This is a genomic window from Pseudomonas sp., assembly GCF_036404235.1.
GTDB lineage: Bacteria > Pseudomonadota > Gammaproteobacteria > Pseudomonadales > Pseudomonadaceae > Aquipseudomonas.
This window is the reverse complement of sequence record NZ_DASWOT010000198.1, coordinates 1-17,929: the sequence shown is the minus strand read 5'-3', so window position 1 is coordinate 17,929 and position 17,929 is coordinate 1. Positions and strand designations below refer to the sequence as shown.

Here is a 17,929-nt window from a genome sequence, read left to right as displayed (position 1 = left end):
TTTTTTTGTCAATCGCTTTATTCCTCTAACACCCTGAATAAGCACCATTTTTATCAATTGACGACCTGCATTCGTAGAGGCTCCCTGGCTGGTGGCCGGATTTCATCTCAGGTAGGATCGGCGCATTCGTAAAAAATATAAAACAGGGGTTACAGTATGGCGAACACTGCATATCCAGCGTCTTACTATGCGGCTTCAGCGAATGCTGCGCCGGATCGGCCCGCGTTGCAGGGTGAAGTGCAAACCGATGTCTGCATCATCGGCGCCGGGTATACCGGTTTGTCCAGTGCCCTGTTTCTTCTGGAAAACGGCTTTCGGGTCACGGTGCTGGAAGCCGCGAAGGTCGGTTTCGGTGCGTCGGGGCGCAATGGCGGGCAGATCGTCAACAGCTATAGCCGTGACATCGATGTCATCGAGCGCACGGTTGGCCCCAAGCAAGCACAGTTGCTTGGCGAGATGGCATTCGAGGGCGCCCGGATCATTCGCGAGCGCGTGACGAAGTATCAGATTCAGTGCGATTTGAAAGATGGCGGCGTGTTTGCCGCGTTGACCCCCAAGCAAATGGGCCATCTCGAAGCCCAAAAAAAGCTGTGGGAGCGCTATGGCCACACGCAGCTTGAGCTGTTGGACAAGCGCCGCATTCGCGAAGTGGTGGCGTGCGATCAATACATCGGCGGCATGCTCGACATGAGTGGCGGTCATATTCACCCGCTCAATCTGGCCCTCGGCGAAGCCGCCGCCGTGGAGTCGCTGGGCGGTGTCATTCATGAACAATCGCCAGCCATCCGCATTGAGCGTGGCGCCAATCCTGTTGTGCATACCGAGCAAGGTCGGGTACGGGCGAAATTTGTGATCGTCGCCGGCAATGCTTACCTGGGCAACCTGGTTCCTGAGCTGGCGGCCAAATCGATGCCCTGTGGCACGCAGGTGATCACTACCGAGCCGCTGAGCGAGACGCTTGCCAAAACGCTGCTGCCCCAGGATTACTGCGTCGAAGACTGCAACTACTTGCTCGATTACTACCGTCTTACCGCTGACAAGCGACTGATCTTCGGCGGTGGCGTGGTGTACGGCGCAAGAGACCCCGCCAACATTGAGGCCATCATCCGACCCAAGATGCTCAAGGCGTTCCCGCAGCTCAAGGATGTGAAAATCGACTACGCCTGGACCGGCAACTTCCTGCTGACACTGTCGCGCTTGCCGCAGGTCGGTCGCCTTGGCGACAATATCTACTACTCGCAAGGGTGCAGCGGCCATGGCGTGACCTATACCCACCTGGCAGGCAAGGTGCTCGCCGAGGCATTGCGCGGTCAGGCCGAACGCTTCGATGCGTTCGCCGGCCTGCCGCACTACCCTTTCCCCGGCGGCCAACTGCTGCGTACGCCACTCACCGCGATGGGCGCCTGGTATTACAGCCTGCGGGACAAACTGGGGTTTTGAATCCAGAAAAGACAAAACGGTGCCAAGGAAGGCGCCGTTCATTTGCCAATCGATAGTCAGTGGACGTTGTTGATCGCCTTGACAGCCTCGCCTGCCGCTTGTTCCTGCCCGGCTTGGGCCAGCTCATTGGCGGCCTTCAGCCAACGCTCACGGTCAACCTGCGCCGGCAGCTGGCGGGGCCCCTGAATCAGAACTGCCCAGCTTCCGGCACTGCGCCATGCCGAGGTGAAATCGTCGAAGCCCATCAACGACCGACGATTTTCGCCCACATGAAGCACAACCGTACGTTTACGCTGATTGAAACCGATCAATACGCCGTAGCGCTGCTGTTTCCACCACACCGAACCTTCGGAAATACGCACCATCACCGGAAATCCGGCAGAGACTTGCGCCAACAACGCTGGCAGCGAGTCATCCAGCGGATACACGACAAACCCGTACTCACGCGCCAGGTTCGGCATGCTTTGTTCCAGCTTTGCTTCGCCGCCCGGCAGGTTTAGCGGTTTCTCCATCAGCCCTGGCGTGATCTGCACGTTATGCGCTGACAGCATGCCTGCCAATGCACCCGGGGCGCTTTGATAGTAATCACCACGGAAAAACGGCACTGAGTTGATTTCAACGCGATCCGGCAGGCGTTTGTACTCAGGCTCCACTGTGCCCGCGCAACCACTCAGCGTGACGATAATCGCCAGCGTCCACCACTTGCGCTGAAGACCAGCGACATGAAATCGAAATAATACCGACACGTCGTTCACTCACTTGTACGGATGCCGGGCAATCTGGACCCGGCCTGGACGCCGATAATAGAGCCGCCAGCCGCTTCGGTATAGCGCCAATGCACAGAGCCGTGGGCGCGATAGAACAAAACGGTCATGTATCCTGGCCACCGGTCAACTTTCGGAAACATGAGCCGTACTAGACTGTCGACTGATAAGACGACGATAAAGGCAAAGAAGCCGGAGGGACATATGGGCCTCGGACTGACTCTCGGGATGTTGATCGCTGGATGGCTTGCGGTTGCAGGCGCCATGCTCTGGGGTGTGCTGAGGATTTCTCGACATCATCACCCGCAGCATCGAAACAAGGCACCACAGTCTGCGCCAACCAATGATCGAAAAAACCGCTCTGCGCCTTCACCTTGAGACAGCGGGTAACAGGGCGTGAATTCAGGCAAACACGAATGAAAACGGTCGGTGATGGAGTGCCCATCCCGACCGTTGTTGTTTACGGCTACTGATTTACACCTTCTGCGTGCCGTTCTCTTCGGTCAGGCTTTTTTTCTGCCTGGCGCGGCGAGCCAACATGTTCAAGCCTTCGATGAGGGCCGAGAACGCCATTGCTGCATACACGTAGCCTTTTGGCACATGGGCACCGAAGCCTTCGGCGATCAGCGTCATGCCGATCATAATCAGGAAACCCAGCGCCAGCATCACCACTGTCGGGTTGTCGTTGATGAATTTTGCCAGTGGCTCCGAAGCCAGGAGCATCACCGCAACAGCCGCGATGACAGCGATGATCATGATCGGCAAATGCTCGGTCATACCAACGGCCGTCACGATGCTGTCGATGGAAAACACCAGGTCCAGCATGAGAATCTGACCAATGGCAGCTGCCATCCCCAGCACCACGGTAGACGAAAGCGCCTTTTCCTCGTCGGTCTTGATGTCGACGCTATGGTGAATTTCGGTCGTGGCTTTCCACAACAGGAACAACCCACCGGCGATCAGGATCATGTCTTTCCAGGAGAACATCTGGCCGAATACTTCAACCACAGGCGCGGTCAACTGCACGATCCAGGCCACGGTGCTGAGCAAACCCAGACGCAGGATCAGCGCCATGCTGATACCGATACGCCGTGCTTTGGTGCGCTGATGCACCGGCAGCTTGTTGGTCAAGATCGAGATAAAAATCAGGTTGTCGATACCGAGTACTATTTCCATCACCACCAAGGTTGCCAGTGCCACCCAGGCCGTGGGGCTTACAGCCAATTCCAGAAGATATTCCATACACAACAACCTTGATTCTGTCCGAAGAGATAGCGCGCATTCTAGGGAGAGCAACACTTCAGGAAAATTCGTATTTTTAATGTATATACTTCGATTTTTACGAAGTGAAAAAAACCATGCTCAATTACCGACAACTGCATTACTTCTGGGTCGTGGCGAAAACCGGCAGCATCGTACGCGCCTGTGAGCAGTTGAATTTGACGCCACAAACCATCAGCGGCCAGATCAGCTTGCTGGAGCAGACCTTCGGTGTGGACTTGTTCAGACGCGTAGGACGCCAACTGGAGTTAACCGAAGCCGGTCGCCTTGCCCTGCCCTATGCCGAACAGATGTTTCAGTTGGGCGACGAATTGGAGGCCGCCCTGCGCACGCAGCCCGATGAGCAGCACATCCTGTTTCGGGTTGGTGTGGCCGACGTGGTGCCAAAATCCATCGTTTACCGCTTGCTCGCGCCGACCATGACGCTTAGCGAGCCGATGCGCATCAGTTGCCGTGAAGACCAATTGGAGCGCTTGCTGGCAGACCTGGCGATCCAGCGACTGGATCTGGTGATTTCCGACAGCCCCATGCCGTCTCACCTCGACATCAAGGGCTACAGCCAGAAGCTGGGGGAATGCGGGGTCAGCTTTTTCGCCACCAAAGCGTTGGCGCGGCAATACGGAAAGGACTTCCCACAGGGCATGCAAGGCGCCCCGCTGCTAATTCCTGGTCAACTGACGGTGGTACGCAGCCGCTTGATGCGCTGGTTCGCCGAACAGAAAATTCAGCCAAAGATCGTTGGCGAGTTCGACGACAGTGCGTTGATGAAGGCGTTTGGCAAATCAGGCAGCGGGATTTTCATGGCGCCCAGCGTGATCGCCGATGAAGTGCAGGCGCAGTATGACGTTGAGCTGATCGGGCAAACTGACGCGGTGACCGAGTCGTTTTATGCGATCTCGGTGGAGCGCAAAGTCAAACATCCCGGCATCGTGGCGATCACCGAGGGCGCGCGACGGCAATTGTTTACCGACTGAACAGGCCCTGGGCGTCAGGTACAGGCACCTGCCTTGGGCTTGGCGGACATCAGCAGCAGTGCCAGCAAGATCGACAACAAGATGATGCCGGCGGCAGCGAAACCCAGGCTGCCAAGCCCCAGATGATCAATGACCCGGCCGCCAATGATCGCCCCGATGCCAATGCCCAGATTCGCCCCGGCGATGTTCAGCGACGCAGCAAATGCCGGCGCCTGGGGCGCGGCTTTCATCAAACGCACGTGGCTGACCAGAAACAGCGCCGCCTGCGTTACCCCCCATACCCCAAGTGCCATGGCCAATCCCAGCGTGGAATGCATGCTCGGCACCACCGCGAGCATGCCGCCGATCATGAAGGTGCAGAAGGTCAGGCTGGCGATCAGAGGATGACGATCAACCATTCGCCCGCCCAACGCGTTGCCCAACAGGCCCACCGCGCCAAAGCCCATCAGGCACCAGCCGACCACGGTGCCGTTGAACCCGGCCAGGCGCTCAAGCATGTCCGCCAGATAGGTGTAAGCGGTGAACATGCCACTGAACACCAGCACCGACAGCAGAATGTGTCCGACCATCAACTTGCTGCGCAGGATGCCGAACTGGCTGCCAAATGACGCCTGATCCTTGTGGACGGTCCTGGGCAGATAGATAAACAGCAGCAACGCCTTGGCGAACGCCACCACCGAGAGGATCGCGAACGCAGTGCGCCAGCCAAAAGCGTCGGAAATCAAAGTGCCAACCGGGATGCCGAACACGGTGGCACAGACAATGCCGAAACCAATTTTGGCAATCGCCCGACCGGCGTACTCCGGTCCTACGATGTCGACTGCGGTTTCACTGGCCAACGCCCAGAATACCGGCAACCCAAGCGCTGGAATCAGCCTGGCGAGTCCCATGACAACGATGTTCGGCGCCATAGCCGCCACTGCATTGGCGACACCGAACATAATCAGGATCGAGATGAACAGCCGTTTACGTTCGAAGCGAGAAAAATACGCCGTCAGAAAGGGGCCAAACGCTGCAACGGTAAAAGCAAACAACGTCACCAACAGCCCAGCCTGGGACACCGAGATCTCAAGATCGCGGGCGATGGCCGGCAACAGGCCGACGATGACGAACTCTGTGGTCAGCACGGTAAAACCAGCGGCCGAGAGCAGCAGAATGGGGAACAACATGAAAACTCCAAACGACGAAACGACCAATCCTTGCGGGAATGATCGGTCGGTATGACAAAAAAACGAGAGACCGATGGTAGCAGACAGCGTTTGGGGTATTGGCTGAATCAACGGATAAAAAGCAAAACCGCCGCCTAGGGTCAGGCAACGGTCGGGATCAGGCGTTCAACGAATCAGCCTTGGCCTCGTCGGGATGCCAGGCTTGGATGCTTGCCACGAAAGCTTAGAACGAGCCCATGTAGTCACGCTTACCAACTTCGACGCCATTGTGACGCAGCAGGTCATAGGCCGTGGTCACGTGGAAGAAGAACTGCGGCAGCGAGTAGTGCAGCAGATACGTCTGGGCATTTAGGCGCTTTTCTTTCGGCGTGCCTGGACGCAAGACAATTTCCAGCTCTTCGTTGCCGTTGACTTGCTCAGGCTTGATGGTGGCGATAAATGCGAGGGTCTTGGCGAGCAACGCTTGCAGTTCGGCAAAGGTGGTTTCCGAGTCGTCGTATTTCGGCGCCTCGACCTGCGCCAGACGGGCGGATGCGCCCTTGGCAAAATCAACAGCAATCTGAACCTGACGGATCAACTGAAACATGTCCGGGAACAAACGCGCCTGCAGCAAGGCGTCAGGCTGGATGTTTTTCTGGGTCGCGTGGGCCTCGGCTTTGGCGAGGACATCCCCCAGAGCAGTGAGCATTTGCTTGAAGACAGGAAGAGAGGCGGCGTACAGGGAGATGGTCATAACGGTTCCTGGTGAGATGAGTCGCAATGATGAGCATGTCGGACATGCGAACGCGGCTTGTCTTTTACATCATCCACCCCCTACCCTCATAGCCTTTTCAACGCCCAGGGAAAGCACCATGTCCACCGAGCTGGATTCAAAAAATACGGCAGAAGACGCAGGCAAGCTGCAACTCAACAGCACCGAGGCGCGAATCCTTGGCTGCCTGATCGAGAAGCAGGCGACTAACCCTGAAACCTATCCACTGACCCTCAACGCTCTGGTGTTAGCGTGCAATCAGAAGACCAGCCGCGAGCCCGTGATGAACCTGACGCAGGGCCAGGTCGGACAAAGTCTGCGCGCGCTCGAAGGCCTTCAACTGACACGTCTGGTGATGGGTAGCCGCGCAGATCGCTGGGAGCATCGCGTCGATAAAACGCTAGAGTTGGTGCCCGCGCAGGTGATCCTCACAGGATTGCTGTTGCTGCGTGGCCCGCAGACGGTCAACGAGCTGCTGACCCGCAGCAATCGCATGCACGACTTCGAAGACACCGATCAAGTGATCCATCAGCTGGAACGCTTGATTGCCAGGGGGCTGGCGGTATTGATCCCTAAACAGGCCGGGCAGCGAGAAGACCGCTATATGCATGCGCTGGGCGATCCGTCGGACATGGAGGCGATCCTCGCGGCGCGGCACCACCCAGTGTCGGAGCGGTCCGCGGGCAGCTCGGCAACCGCAGAACGCATCGATGCATTGGAAGCGCGGATTGCCACCCTGGAAGAGCGATTGGCGAAGCTGGAAAGTTAAAACTTAGGGTGGCAGGCCTGCCCGCGATGCAGCTCGAACATCTAGCACAACTTTCCCAACTGAGACGCTGCCTTCGCGGGCAAGCTCTAATGCCACTAAGTTAAGCCATTAAGGCAAGCCGCGCGCCTACAGATCCGGTCGAGCTTCACCCCGCGCAAACGTAGCGGCCGCCTGATATTGCTCATCGGTCGGCGTAACCCCGGTATACAGAATGAACTGCTCAAGCGCCTGAATCGCTGCGACCTGGTCGCCTGTCATCAAACGTTTGCCGCACGCGTCAGCATGCGCAATGAACGGCGTACGCGCCGGACTGGCGACCACGTCGAAAACAGTGTCGGCCGCCTCGATCGCCGCCTTGTCGAACGCCAGTTCATCCGCCTGGGCACCGATCATTCCCAGCGGTGTGACATTGACCAGCAACCGTGGCCGCTCGGCGCCCAATTGAGCCTGCCATTGGAATCCGGCCGATCTGGCCAGCGCCCGCCCTGCCGCTTCATTACGCGCAACGATCAGGCCGTCGGTGAACCCTGCATCACGCAGGGCGAACGCCACAGCCTTAGCCATCCCACCGCTGCCGCGCAGGGCGAAACGCGTCCGCTCAATGGCATGTGTGTCGACCAACTGCGCAACGGCGATGTAATCAGTGTTGTAAGCCTTGAGATGACCCTCGGTATTAACGATGGTATTGATCGACTCAATGGCCGCAGCGCAAGCGGCCATTTCATCGACCAGCGCGATGCAAGCCTCTTTGAACGGCATCGACACACCACAACCGCGAATACCCAGCGAGCGCATTCCCGCGATGGCCGCTGGCAGGTCAGTAGGCGAAAAGGCCTTGTAATAAAAATTCAGACCCAGTTGCGCGTAGAGATGATTATGAAAGCGTACGCCGAAGTTACCGGGGCGACCGGCGAGGGACATACACAATAAAGTCTCTTTGCTTGCGGTAATGGGCATTAAAATCTCCTGAACGGTATTAGAATTCCCACAGGTTAAAGGCGTAAACTCTGTTACCCCGCTCGAACGGCGGATGAAGCGGGTGATTAATTAACGCCAAGTACCTTACACAAAATTTACGCAGCGGCATCGCAGATTTACAAAAAGCCGCTGTCTGATCAGTTATCCCGTGGCAGTGCCTGAGCGTAACGCAGGCTCGCGACAACGGGACTGAACACCGAGGAACAGTCATGATTCGTCACATCCCCAAGGTTGCCTTGTTGTTAGGTGCCCTAGCCCTTGCAGGCCAAGCCCAAGCCCATGGTGGTGGTCCTGGCTGGGGTGGAGCGGCGGTAATAGGTGCGGTAGTCGGCGGCGTTGTCGGCGCAGCCGTTGCCAACTCGGGCCCAAGGACCGTCTACGTTCAACCAGAACCTGTGTATGCGCCAGCACCTGTTTACTACGCGCCGCCACCGCCTCCGGTTTATTACCAACCCGCCTATGTGGTTCAACAACCCGTTTACTACGGCGGCCCTCGCTATTATGGCCCGCCACGTGGCTACTATGGTCCTCCCCCTGGTTACTACAATGGCGGTCCGGGCCGCTGGTAATACAGCCGTTGATTCGAACATCACTTTAGTTGATAGAACACCCAACCCCGCCTGCCAGGCGGGGTTGTCGTTTGTGCAGCACGTGAGTGATAGAAACTGAAGTTCGGTTATCGAAAAACTACGATGACAAAGGTCGCGCAGAGAACAGCGACATGAAATGCAAGCTTGCATCATCAGTCCATGTAAAAACGTAGCGGGCCAAAACCAAAACAGACGAAAAATGCAGCCAGGGTCGTGCTCAACTCTACTAATTGGCTATTTTTCGTCTGTTTTTAACGCAGTATTATGTGCGCAACGCCAAAGGCACCCAGCCCGCAGTCGTTTTCACATAGCCTGATCACCGAACTTGCGCGCTTTGCGCCCTGCCTTGACCACTCACTGCAATCAATAAGAACGGGAACGCCCGCCATGCCCACACAAAATCCGCATCGCGTTGCTGGACTATGCACCTCAAGCAAGGTCTACAACGTACTGACGGAACTCAAGAGCCTGGAAGGCCATCGCGCCGCCAAACTCCTCTCATTGCTGGCACAGAACCTGGTAGACAAGGGTCTGGTGTCTGAGCATGAAGTCATCACCATGCTCGATCAGGTCGTCGAATGATCTTGCGCCCCCCCTATCAAAATCTTTCGGTAAAAGCTGACCTCTCAGTTATCGATGACGACTATCGAGAGCGGTGATTTTTGCTCACGCCGGCAGCGCCGTAAAGTGGCGCCACAGATTGATGGAGGCATCTATGACCAAGGTTCAAATCATGTCGGTGATCGGAAGCGCGGTCCCCGCTCAGCTTAGAGAGCGTGGCCTACTGGCCTGTTGGTATCTGGTTCAGAATGGTGAATCAGTGAGCGGTCCGCTGACGTCCTTGCCGGACGCACAAGCCATGTCACAGAAGTTAGAAACCCATCAGTTGAACAGCTGATACCGAATTTGCTCTTCCCTGAAATCGTGCGTTGCTCCGCACTTCCCTTTAGCCCGCATCCCCTGACGCGGGCTTTTTTTTGCAGTGATTTAATGCCTAGGGTCTGTTGCCGTTTGGTTGTGGCCGCAACCAAACGGCAACAGACCCTAGCGGCCATCAAACCCGCTCAGCCATTGCGGTGTTCACTTGGCAACGGTGAGCCAGTTTCTGCAGGCGCTTTTCCAGTGTCATCAGCACCACACGATCTGAACGACCGCTTTCGAGTTCCTCGGTCAATTCATTGGCAACCAGTCGCAACTCATGAGCGATGACCACGCGGTCATCGTTCTGGTCCAGCTTGTGGGATTCGAACAGACGGTGCAGGTAATCTTCCAGCGTGCGTTGCAGACGATGCCGATCGGCCGCACGCAGATGAACCAGATTGACAGTGACCCGCGTCAACAGCTCGTTCAGCTCAGCGCAGAGGTATTGCAGACGGCGGGCGTAGCCGGTTTCTCGCTCACGCAGCAATTTCTGCTGCGCAGCCAGGTTTTGCCGGTTCTGAATGGCCGGTACGGCCACTGCCATCATCAAGCCGACGATTAGCCCGATGGCCTGAATCCAACCCGCCCAGTTGGTGGGTCTCACAAAAAACCCGGCGACAAGCAAGAGCACCGCAACAACTGCCGCGACGAAAACCATTGCGGCGTAATCCTTGCTGATAAAACCCTTGGGCATTGCGCGACTCCTCGGTCAATGGGTCATTAAGCATTCGATGGCGTCGAATGCTAATGGCTGGCCGCAAGGACTTCCACGAATATCGACAGTATCCTGGCAATCAAGGCTTTCTGAGGCTCGACATCGCTACATACGCAATCTTCTTATCTTTATTGATGAAACCTCCTACATACCCCATCGACATCGCCGGAACCATGCTCCTAAAATGCGCCGTCCTCTACCGTTCTGAAAAACTTCACCCTGCTACGTACTCCACCTATAAGTGAGCTTTGCTCTTGAAAATTCGCGTATCACTAATAAGCCTATTATTTGCACTTACAGGCGCCGCACTTTCCACCAGTGCCCTTGCAAACGAATCTGCTGCCTTTAATCGTGACCCTTCACAACTTCATCTTGCTTCTGGCAGCGCCATGATTACTGATCTGCATTCAGGCCAAGTGCTGTATTCAAGCAACCCTGACGTGATCGTGCCGATTGCGTCGGTTACCAAGTTGATGACGGCGATGGTCACGCTGGACGCCAAATTGCCGATGGACGAGATGATCAAGGTCGACATCTCCCAGACCGCCGAGATGAAAGGGGTGTTCTCGCGGGTCAAGCTGGGCAGCGAACTCAATCGTCATGACATGCTGCTGATCACACTGATGTCCTCGGAAAACCGGGCGGCCGCCAGCCTCGCCCACAGCTATCCGGGCGGCTACCCGGCGTTCATCAAGGCCATGAACGCCAAGGCCAAGGCGCTGGGCATGTCCCACACCGTGTACATGGAGCCCACCGGATTGTCGGTGTTCAACGTGTCCACCGCGCGCGACCTGACCAAACTGGCACTGGCAGCGCGCAACTACCCGCTGCTGAGCGAACTGAGCACAACCCCGGAGAAAACCGTCACTTTCCGTAAACCGACCTATACCTTGGGTTTCAGCAACACCGACCACTTGGTTCGCAAGTCCAACTGGGACATCAAGCTGACCAAGACCGGTTTCACCAATCAGGCCGGTCACTGCCTGGTACTGCTGACCAGCATGGCCAATCGGCAGGTTTCAGTGGTGATCCTCGACGCGTTCGGCAAATTCACCCACTTTGCCGATGCCAGCCGCATGCGCTTGTGGATGGAGACCGGTAAGAGCGGTCCTGCGCCGCAAGTCGCGTTGCAGTACAAGAAAGAAAAGAATCTGGTGATGAAACAGAAAGGGCTGCAGGCGTCGGAGTGATGCCCTGCCATTCAGGAATTCTACCGATCGCTTAGGCTGCAATGCCGACACCATGGCCTGGAAGCCTGCGGTGCGTAAGAGGGAACCGTCGCGGCCACAACGAAACGGTTACCGCCCCTGTGTAGAGGTGTTTGGTTCGTCGCCCGGCATAACCCCGGCGACCCGCTAAGCTTGAGCTGTTGACGCTTGTTTCTGAAATTGCCGAGGGATTTGAACCATGTTTTTCAAATGGGTGCTGGCTGCGTTGCATTTGTTGGCTTTTGGGTTCGCGCTGGCAGCGGTGCTGGCACGCGGACGGGCATTGAGACGCTTGCGCACCGATGACGCACGGTCTTTTCGCGACGTCTTCGTGGTGGACAATATCTGGGGGATCTCAGCCGGTATTCTGTTGATCACCGGGGTTTATCGGGCGTTCGGCGGTGTCGAAAAAGGCTCGTTCTATTACCTGCATCAGCCGCTGTTTCACCTGAAGATAACGGCATTCGTGGCCATTCTGGCCCTTGAAGTGATCCCAATGATCGCGCTGATCAAATGGCGTATCGCGTTCAAAAAACAGATCGCCATCGATACCTCGCGCGCTCGGCGCTTCGCCAGAATCAGCCACATGGAAGCGGCGTTGATGGTGATCATCGTGATCGCTGCAACGGGGATGGCGCGGGGCAATATGTTGAGTTGATCCAGATACACAGAGCCCGCCAAATGGCGGGCTCTGTGTTCACTGCAACAAACCCTCAACCGCTCACAGGTTGAACTGAGTCACCAGCTTGGTGTTCAGGTAGGCCTCGATCGCCTCTGTGCCACCTTCCGAACCGTAGCCGGAATCCTTGATGCCACCAAAGGGCACTTCAGGCAAGCCGATGCCCAGATGGTTGATCGACAACATGCCCGCTTCAATACGATTGCTGAGGATCTGCGCAGTCTTCATCGACGTGGTAAACGCGTAAGACGCCAGGCCGAACGGCACACGGTTGGACTCCTTGACCGCGTCTTCGACCGTATCAAATGGCACCAGCAGTGCCACCGGACCAAACGGCTCCTCGTTCATGATGCGCATCTCGGTCGTCAAACCGCTCAACACTGTCGGTGCAAAGAAATAACCAGGGCCTTCAATGGCTTCGCCACCGGCATGCAACGTCGCGCCAGCATGGACCGCGTCTTTCACCAGGGCCGTCAACGCTGGAATACGCCGATCATTGGCAACCGGGCCCATTGTGGTGCCCTGCTCCAGACCATTGCCGACCTTGATTTCACGGGTCAGGCCGACGAACTTTTCGGCGAACGCTTCAAACACGCCGCGCTGTACCAGAATCCGGGTTGGCGAAACACAAACTTGACCGGCGTTGCGGAATTTCGCGCCTGCCAGCACACGTGCAGCCAGCTCAATATCGGCATCGTCGAACACCAGCGCCGGAGCGTGACCACCCAACTCCATGGTGGCGCGTTTCATGTGACTGCCCGCCAACGCCGCCAGTTGTTTACCAACAGGCGTCGAACCGGTGAAGGTCACCTTCTTGATGATCGGGTGCGCAATGAGGTAGCTGGAAATCTGTGCCGGAACGCCGTACACCAACCCAATCACGCCGGCGGGTATGCCCGCATCGGCGAAAGCACGAATCAGCTCAGCAGGCGAAGCCGGGGTTTCTTCCGGTGCTTTGATGATGATTGAGCAGCCAGCGGCCAACGCCGACGACAGCTTGCGCACCACTTGATTGATCGGGAAGTTCCATGGCGTGAAGGCCGCCACAGGACCGACCGGCTCCTTGATGACCTTTTGCTCGACCAACGGATTGCGCGACGGCACCAGACGACCATAAGTGCGACGGCCTTCTTCGGCCAACCAGTCGATGATGTCAGCGGCAGACATGACTTCAGTGCGTGCTTCGACTAACGGCTTGCCCTGTTCCTGGGTCAGGATGCGAGCGATGGTGTCAGCCCGCTCGCGCATCAAGTTCGCGGCTTTCTGCATGATCTTGTAGCGGTCATACGCAGGGGTCGAGCGCCAGATTTCAAAACCGCGCTCGGCAGCCGCCAGCGCCTGATCCAGGTCCGTAACATCCGCATGGGCCACACTGCCCAGAGTTTCCCCGGTCGCAGGGTTGAGGACGGGGATGGTACGGCCGTCGTCACTGGCACGCCATTGACCATCGATGAACAACTGAACGTCTGGGTACATGAGGGTGCTCCGAATGCGCCTTGGTAAGGGCAGGGAAATGAAAATTGCGGGCCGACGAATTTAGTGGCGTATGCCCGTATCGGTCAAGGCACTTTTCCTGAATGGCTGACAAGGCCCTGAGTTCAGAGCGTGATCAGTTGCTGGGCGTAAGCATTGAGCATCTCGCGCTGTATGACGAAGCTGGCGTACTTGCCTTCGCGGATCGTTGAAATCAGTCCAGCGCGCTCCAGCTCCTTTGTGTGATGCGAAACCGTGGCAGCACTGACGGGATGAGTCTTGAGGACCTGCGCGCAGGGGATAGCCTCGGGCGAAGCGGCAATCTGAACCAGAATCTGATAACGCCGCGGATCAGCGAGGGCTCGCGAGATCAGCGTCACTTGTTGCTCAGTCAACGAGAAATGATGTGCAGTTGCCATAAATGATCTATACGCCCCAGATGAAACCTCCTTGTCGTGTATGGAATTCGCTCTCAACCGGATGTGCCACACTGACCGGCCCAAAGCGAATGCATCGCCGGATATCGTCGCTTCAGTCGGCCCTGAAGGCACAACGATTGGAGCGATAACCAAGTGGGACGTTCAGCGACCTAAAGAATAAGCGCCTGACGCAAAGTCGCGAAGTATTATCTGGCAATCTATGCATCCATTTCCTACAACTATCTCTCTCTCCCCGAAACAGAACCTCTTAGCCGCGCTGCGGTCGCACAGTTGAACGCAACGAGGGCGTCGTGCCCCACCCTCTCCTTTGCACTGGAGCGCCACCGATGCCGCTACGCCTGATTCGTACCCTGCTCGCTGGCCTGCTGATCTTGGTACTGAACGCCTGTGCGCTGTTACCCAATCGTGATCCGTTGAATATAAATGTGGTAGGTATCGAACCACTGCAAGGGCAAGGCCTGGAGATTCGCTTCACCGTGAAGTTGCGCCTGCAAAACCCTAATGAAACGGACATCCGGTACAGCGGTGTGGCACTGAACCTGGACGTCAATGGCAAGCTGCTGGCCTCCGGCGTCAGCGATCAGAGCGGCACCATCGGGCGCTTTTCCGAAGGCATTATCAGCGTGCCCGTCACGGTGTCGGCGTTTGCCGCCCTGCGTCAGGCGGTGGGCCTGAGCGAAACCCAGGGCCTGGACAACCTGCCGTATGTGTTGCACGGCAAATTGGCCGGCGGCGTGTTTGGCACCATGCGCTTCAGCGACAGCGGGACATTGAACCTGCCGCAGCCGGCGAATGGGAGCTGGTGACTTTTGGGTCTGATATCGAACCCATTCAACACGCGGCGAGAGCGTTTGGATTAATCCTGCACGAACCGCACCCCCGGTTTGGCCCGTTCATCCACCACCAGCTCAAACACGTCTGGCCGCGCGTAGTGCCCAACGACGTCGAAGTCATAGCGTGCGCGGATCAATTCGTCGGTATCGATCTGCGCCGTCAGCAATCCTCGCTCGCCGGTAAACGGCCCAGCCAGCACATTGCCCATCGGCCCGACAATGACACTGCCACCGTTAATCAAGGGACGCTCGGCAGGCCAGTTGGCAACATCGATACCGAGTGCTGCGGGCGAATCCTGGACCTGGCACGCACTGATCACAAACATCCGGCCTTCTTGCGCGATATGGCGCATGGTGCATTGCCACATTTCACGCTCGTCGACGGTTGGCGCACACCAGATCTGCACACCTTTGGCGTACATCGCGGTGCGCAACAGCGGCATCTGGTTCTCCCAGCACACCGCCGCCCCCAGACGCCCGGCCTTGGCATCGATCACTGGCAGCGTCGAGCCGTCGCCCTTGCCCCAGATCAGCCGCTCGGTGCCAGTGGGCATCAACTTGCGATGCTTGGCCACCAGCCCGCCTTGCGGCTCAAAAAACAGCACAGTACAAAACAGGCTGCTGCCTGAACGCTCGATCACGCCGACCACCAGACTGGCGCCGGTGCGGGCGGACAGCTGCGCCAGGGCATCCGTTTCAGCCCCTGGCACATCCACGGCATTGTCGAAATAGCGGGCGAACGCCTCGCGACCTTCGGGCAGACGATACCCTAGCTGCGTACCGAAGGTTTCGCCTTTGGGATAGCCGCCGAGCAATGCTTCGGGCATCACCACCACGCTGGCACCCGCCTCCAGAATGGCCGTTTCGTATGAGAGGATTTGCTCCAGCGTTTCGACCTTGCCACCCGGTAAAGCACCGATCTGTAACGCAGCAACAATAGATGTAGGCATTGGCTAACTCCTCATGTGGGTCGGATCTGTTGCCAATTGTCAGCGCTCGCCGCAACATGAATAAAGCCTCATCCAGTTGTGAATGATATGAACCAAATGAATATCGGCGGGATTGATCTGAACCTGCTCAAGGTCTTCGAAGCGCTGCATGATGAATCCAGTGCAAGCCGTGCGGCGTTGCGCCTGGGCGTCACACAATCGGCGATCAGTGCGGCATTGAGGCGTCTGCGCGATGTGTACGCTGACCCACTTTTTGTTCGCACTGGACGGGGTTTGGCGCCGACCCTGCGTGCCAATCAGTTAAAGCCGGTGATTACCGACGCTTTGAACAAATGTCGTCAGAGCCTGGCAATGGTCGACCCTTCGCGCAACGATTTCGAAGGGCGGTCGGTGACGATTGGCTTGTCAGACGATTTCGAGATTGCCTTCGGGCGACGGCTGATGCTACAGGTGGCGGTCAGCGCACCAAAACTGCGGCTGATCTTCCGTCAAACCCACAGCCAGGTCGTTGCGCACGCGTTGATGGGGCGCACCATTGATTTGGCGATCACCTCCGGTGGGCTTGCAGACCGCCTGCTCAGTCGGCGCGTGCTCGGGGAAGGTGGCTATTTATGCCTGGCCGACCCTGCCAGCCTGCGGGACGGCCAATCTGAGCTGACGCTGGAAGAGTTCGTCGAGCGCGAGCAGATTCTGGTGTCATCTGGCGGGTTCATTGGCATCGTCGACGAAGGGCTCGCGGCGCGCGAGCTAACCCGCAAGGTGCGCGCCTCTACCACGCATTTCGCGGCGCTGCCGTATCTGCTTAAAGGGACTGATGCGATTTCCACCATCCCCAGCCATGCGGCCGAGGCAGTGGCACAACTGGCCGGGCTGGCACTGCTGCCCTGCCCGCTGCCCATGCCGCGTTATCCGGTGGAACTGGGCTGGCGCACCAGCGCCTTGATCGACCCGGCGGTGATCCAGGTTCGCGAGGCCATTGAAACGCTGTTCAAGCAACAGACTTAAGTGCCTGGAGGTAGGCTTCAGCGTGCCGCCGCCATTAAGCGGTTCACTTCACTGCGCACCATGTTGGCGTATTCCGGAGGGGACATGGCATCTAACTCGGCACGTACCCACTCCGACCATTTGCCTTTGCGCTTGGCGCGTTCCCCCATCAATCGCGCGGCTTCACCCTTGGCCTTGCCAAGATTGCTTTGCCATAAATCGAACAGGCGGGATTTTTCATCTTCAAGCGCGGCGCGCTCATGAAGGGGCTTGTTGGCCAGATTGAAGCTCATGACGTTTACCTCTGATCGCGAAACACAACGCTGAAACACTCAGCCGCGACGGCTGAAAAACGACAGCATCTTACACCCCTCGGTGTCATCTTCCGGCCACATTCGTCGCTATTTTTGCGATATGTCTTGCGAACGACTGCAACTTTTCCGAAGTCCCACGACTCCATTACTCACTGCCGTTATCAATAGAAAGGAAATAACCATGGCTCGTAAAACTGCTGCCCAGACCGCCGCCGAACAGATCAAGGATCAGGCCTTCAGTGAATTGGCGGCGCTTATCGAAGAATCGGACAAACTATTGAAAGACAGTGCGGCCCTGGTGGGCGAAGACGCTGAAACCGTACGCGCGCAGCTCAGTCTCAAGCTCAAACAAGCTCTGGATTCCTTGGGCGCCGTACGTGACAAGACCAAACCCGCCGTGGAAGCAACCGAGACCTACATTGGGGGTCACCCATGGCAAACCGTTGCAGTCTCGGCAGGCTTTGGTCTGGTGGTGGGATTGTTGCTGGGACGCAAGTAAACCTGTAGAGACTCTGTGCCGTATCAAATGCTTCGCCACTCTGGATGGCGCATGCCTTCAATGTGGCGGCTGATCAGCTGTAGGAGCGCGGCTTGTCCCGCGACTTGGCGCGCAGCGGCAGCAAACCCGGCGCGTGCGGCCTGCCTGGTACACCGCATGCGCAGGTTTTACGACGGGTTCCCCGCCGGTCGCGGGAC

Annotated in this window: 21 protein-coding genes; 11 read left to right on the top strand and 10 right to left on the bottom strand. The window is 57.4% G+C overall.

Translation table 11 applies throughout. The annotated features are described in order from the left end of the window. Positions 1-156: 156 nt before the first annotated feature. Positions 157-1,440, top strand: coding sequence for an FAD-binding oxidoreductase (locus VGC62_RS24905; RefSeq protein ID WP_331189742.1), 1,284 nt, complete (start codon positions 157-159; stop codon positions 1,438-1,440). Between the two features lie 56 nt (positions 1,441-1,496). Here VGC62_RS24905 and VGC62_RS24900 read toward each other — a convergent pair whose 3' ends face one another. Together VGC62_RS24900 and VGC62_RS24895 are read right to left on the bottom strand one after the other, a co-directional pair. Continuing rightward, complete coding sequence (locus tag VGC62_RS24900) at positions 1,497-2,186, bottom strand: peptidase C39 family protein (RefSeq protein WP_331189741.1); 690 nt, start codon at positions 2,184-2,186, stop codon at positions 1,497-1,499. 492 nt (positions 2,187-2,678) lie between these two features. Further along, the gene (locus tag VGC62_RS24895) at positions 2,679-3,446 is read right to left on the bottom strand and encodes a TerC family protein (protein WP_331189740.1); all 768 of its coding nucleotides are present in this window, start codon (positions 3,444-3,446) and stop codon (positions 2,679-2,681) included. Positions 3,447-3,562: 116 nt separating this feature from the next. Here VGC62_RS24895 and nhaR point away from each other — a divergent pair, with 116 nt between their 5' ends. After that, positions 3,563-4,459, top strand: coding sequence for a transcriptional activator NhaR (nhaR, locus tag VGC62_RS24890; protein WP_331189739.1), 897 nt, complete (start codon positions 3,563-3,565; stop codon positions 4,457-4,459). A 14-nt stretch (positions 4,460-4,473) separates the two neighbouring features. On the opposite strand, the gene VGC62_RS24885 is transcribed toward nhaR, so the two are convergent. Together VGC62_RS24885 and VGC62_RS24880 are read right to left on the bottom strand one after the other, a co-directional pair. Beyond that, positions 4,474-5,628 (bottom strand): MFS transporter, encoded by a 1,155-nt coding sequence (locus VGC62_RS24885; protein ID WP_331189738.1) that lies wholly within the window; start codon positions 5,626-5,628, stop codon positions 4,474-4,476. Between the two features lie 223 nt (positions 5,629-5,851). Beyond that, positions 5,852-6,361 carry a DUF1993 domain-containing protein gene (locus VGC62_RS24880; protein WP_331189737.1) on the bottom strand — a complete coding sequence of 170 codons (510 nt, stop codon included), beginning with the start codon at positions 6,359-6,361 and terminating at the stop codon, positions 5,852-5,854. 118 nt (positions 6,362-6,479) lie between these two features. Here VGC62_RS24880 and VGC62_RS24875 point away from each other — a divergent pair, with 118 nt between their 5' ends. Next, positions 6,480-7,148: a YceH family protein gene (locus VGC62_RS24875; RefSeq protein ID WP_331189736.1), complete on the top strand. Its 669-nt coding sequence runs from the start codon at positions 6,480-6,482 to the stop codon at positions 7,146-7,148. Positions 7,149-7,274: 126 nt separating this feature from the next. Here VGC62_RS24875 and VGC62_RS24870 read toward each other — a convergent pair whose 3' ends face one another. Beyond that, positions 7,275-8,105: a shikimate 5-dehydrogenase gene (locus tag VGC62_RS24870; protein WP_331189735.1), complete on the bottom strand. Its 831-nt coding sequence runs from the start codon at positions 8,103-8,105 to the stop codon at positions 7,275-7,277. Between the two features lie 230 nt (positions 8,106-8,335). On the opposite strand from VGC62_RS24870, the gene VGC62_RS24865 reads away from it, so the two are divergent. The 3 genes from VGC62_RS24865 to VGC62_RS24855 all read left to right on the top strand — a co-directional run bounded on the left by VGC62_RS24865 (position 8,336) and on the right by VGC62_RS24855 (position 9,614). Continuing rightward, entirely contained in the window at positions 8,336-8,695 is a 360-nt protein-coding gene (locus tag VGC62_RS24865) for a hypothetical protein (protein WP_331189734.1), read from the top strand. A gap of 408 nt (positions 8,696-9,103) precedes the next feature. After that, positions 9,104-9,298, top strand: coding sequence for a hypothetical protein (locus VGC62_RS24860; RefSeq protein ID WP_331189733.1), 195 nt, complete (start codon positions 9,104-9,106; stop codon positions 9,296-9,298). Positions 9,299-9,431: 133 nt separating this feature from the next. Next, positions 9,432-9,614: a hypothetical protein gene (locus VGC62_RS24855; RefSeq protein ID WP_331189732.1), complete on the top strand. Its 183-nt coding sequence runs from the start codon at positions 9,432-9,434 to the stop codon at positions 9,612-9,614. Positions 9,615-9,770: 156 nt separating this feature from the next. Here VGC62_RS24855 and VGC62_RS24850 read toward each other — a convergent pair whose 3' ends face one another. Continuing rightward, complete coding sequence (locus VGC62_RS24850; RefSeq protein ID WP_331189731.1) at positions 9,771-10,331, bottom strand: hypothetical protein; 561 nt, start codon at positions 10,329-10,331, stop codon at positions 9,771-9,773. 269 nt (positions 10,332-10,600) lie between these two features. Between VGC62_RS24850 and pbpG the strand changes: the two genes are divergently transcribed. Further along, positions 10,601-11,542, top strand: coding sequence for a D-alanyl-D-alanine endopeptidase (gene pbpG / locus VGC62_RS24845; RefSeq protein ID WP_331189730.1), 942 nt, complete (start codon positions 10,601-10,603; stop codon positions 11,540-11,542). A 217-nt stretch (positions 11,543-11,759) separates the two neighbouring features. After that, positions 11,760-12,218: a DUF2214 family protein gene (locus VGC62_RS24840; protein ID WP_331189729.1), complete on the top strand. Its 459-nt coding sequence runs from the start codon at positions 11,760-11,762 to the stop codon at positions 12,216-12,218. Positions 12,219-12,281: 63 nt separating this feature from the next. Here VGC62_RS24840 and VGC62_RS24835 read toward each other — a convergent pair whose 3' ends face one another. Beyond that, positions 12,282-13,715, bottom strand: a complete 1,434-nt coding sequence (locus tag VGC62_RS24835) for an NAD-dependent succinate-semialdehyde dehydrogenase (protein WP_331189728.1) — start codon at positions 13,713-13,715, stop codon at positions 12,282-12,284. A 122-nt stretch (positions 13,716-13,837) separates the two neighbouring features. After that, positions 13,838-14,131 (bottom strand): helix-turn-helix domain-containing protein, encoded by a 294-nt coding sequence (locus VGC62_RS24830; protein WP_331189727.1) that lies wholly within the window; start codon positions 14,129-14,131, stop codon positions 13,838-13,840. A 347-nt stretch (positions 14,132-14,478) separates the two neighbouring features. Between VGC62_RS24830 and VGC62_RS24825 the strand changes: the two genes are divergently transcribed. Beyond that, complete coding sequence (locus VGC62_RS24825; protein WP_331189726.1) at positions 14,479-14,958, top strand: LEA type 2 family protein; 480 nt, start codon at positions 14,479-14,481, stop codon at positions 14,956-14,958. Positions 14,959-15,008: 50 nt separating this feature from the next. Here the strand turns inward: VGC62_RS24825 and VGC62_RS24820 are convergent, their stop codons facing one another. Then, entirely contained in the window at positions 15,009-15,935 is a 927-nt protein-coding gene (locus VGC62_RS24820; RefSeq protein ID WP_331189725.1) for a carbon-nitrogen hydrolase family protein, read from the bottom strand. An 87-nt stretch (positions 15,936-16,022) separates the two neighbouring features. On the opposite strand from VGC62_RS24820, the gene VGC62_RS24815 reads away from it, so the two are divergent. Further along, positions 16,023-16,940 carry a LysR family transcriptional regulator gene (locus VGC62_RS24815; RefSeq protein WP_331189724.1) on the top strand — a complete coding sequence of 306 codons (918 nt, stop codon included), beginning with the start codon at positions 16,023-16,025 and terminating at the stop codon, positions 16,938-16,940. 17 nt (positions 16,941-16,957) lie between these two features. Here VGC62_RS24815 and VGC62_RS24810 read toward each other — a convergent pair whose 3' ends face one another. Beyond that, on the bottom strand, positions 16,958-17,212 hold the full coding sequence (locus tag VGC62_RS24810; RefSeq protein ID WP_331189723.1) for a hypothetical protein: 255 nt from the start codon (positions 17,210-17,212) through the stop codon (positions 16,958-16,960). A gap of 202 nt (positions 17,213-17,414) precedes the next feature. Here VGC62_RS24810 and VGC62_RS24805 point away from each other — a divergent pair, with 202 nt between their 5' ends. Next, positions 17,415-17,732 carry a DUF883 family protein gene (locus VGC62_RS24805; protein ID WP_331189722.1) on the top strand — a complete coding sequence of 106 codons (318 nt, stop codon included), beginning with the start codon at positions 17,415-17,417 and terminating at the stop codon, positions 17,730-17,732. Positions 17,733-17,929: the final 197 nt, after the last annotated feature.

Coding starts and splice junctions, on each gene's coding strand:
- VGC62_RS24905 (WP_331189742.1), top strand. CDS start 157: ATGGCGAACACTGCATATCCAGCGTCTTACTATGCGGCTTCAGCGAAT.
- VGC62_RS24895 (WP_331189740.1), bottom strand. CDS start 3,446: ATGGAATATCTTCTGGAATTGGCTGTAAGCCCCACGGCCTGGGTGGCA.
- nhaR (WP_331189739.1), top strand. CDS start 3,563: ATGCTCAATTACCGACAACTGCATTACTTCTGGGTCGTGGCGAAAACC.
- VGC62_RS24885 (WP_331189738.1), bottom strand. CDS start 5,628: ATGTTGTTCCCCATTCTGCTGCTCTCGGCCGCTGGTTTTACCGTGCTG.
- VGC62_RS24880 (WP_331189737.1), bottom strand. CDS start 6,361: ATGACCATCTCCCTGTACGCCGCCTCTCTTCCTGTCTTCAAGCAAATG.
- VGC62_RS24875 (WP_331189736.1), top strand. CDS start 6,480: ATGTCCACCGAGCTGGATTCAAAAAATACGGCAGAAGACGCAGGCAAG.
- VGC62_RS24870 (WP_331189735.1), bottom strand. CDS start 8,105: ATGCCCATTACCGCAAGCAAAGAGACTTTATTGTGTATGTCCCTCGCC.
- VGC62_RS24865 (WP_331189734.1), top strand. CDS start 8,336: ATGATTCGTCACATCCCCAAGGTTGCCTTGTTGTTAGGTGCCCTAGCC.
- VGC62_RS24860 (WP_331189733.1), top strand. CDS start 9,104: ATGCCCACACAAAATCCGCATCGCGTTGCTGGACTATGCACCTCAAGC.
- VGC62_RS24855 (WP_331189732.1), top strand. CDS start 9,432: ATGACCAAGGTTCAAATCATGTCGGTGATCGGAAGCGCGGTCCCCGCT.
- VGC62_RS24850 (WP_331189731.1), bottom strand. CDS start 10,331: ATGCCCAAGGGTTTTATCAGCAAGGATTACGCCGCAATGGTTTTCGTC.
- VGC62_RS24840 (WP_331189729.1), top strand. CDS start 11,760: ATGTTTTTCAAATGGGTGCTGGCTGCGTTGCATTTGTTGGCTTTTGGG.
- VGC62_RS24835 (WP_331189728.1), bottom strand. CDS start 13,715: ATGTACCCAGACGTTCAGTTGTTCATCGATGGTCAATGGCGTGCCAGT.
- VGC62_RS24830 (WP_331189727.1), bottom strand. CDS start 14,131: ATGGCAACTGCACATCATTTCTCGTTGACTGAGCAACAAGTGACGCTG.
- VGC62_RS24825 (WP_331189726.1), top strand. CDS start 14,479: ATGCCGCTACGCCTGATTCGTACCCTGCTCGCTGGCCTGCTGATCTTG.
- VGC62_RS24820 (WP_331189725.1), bottom strand. CDS start 15,935: ATGCCTACATCTATTGTTGCTGCGTTACAGATCGGTGCTTTACCGGGT.
- VGC62_RS24815 (WP_331189724.1), top strand. CDS start 16,023: ATGAACCAAATGAATATCGGCGGGATTGATCTGAACCTGCTCAAGGTC.
- VGC62_RS24810 (WP_331189723.1), bottom strand. CDS start 17,212: ATGAGCTTCAATCTGGCCAACAAGCCCCTTCATGAGCGCGCCGCGCTT.
- VGC62_RS24805 (WP_331189722.1), top strand. CDS start 17,415: ATGGCTCGTAAAACTGCTGCCCAGACCGCCGCCGAACAGATCAAGGAT.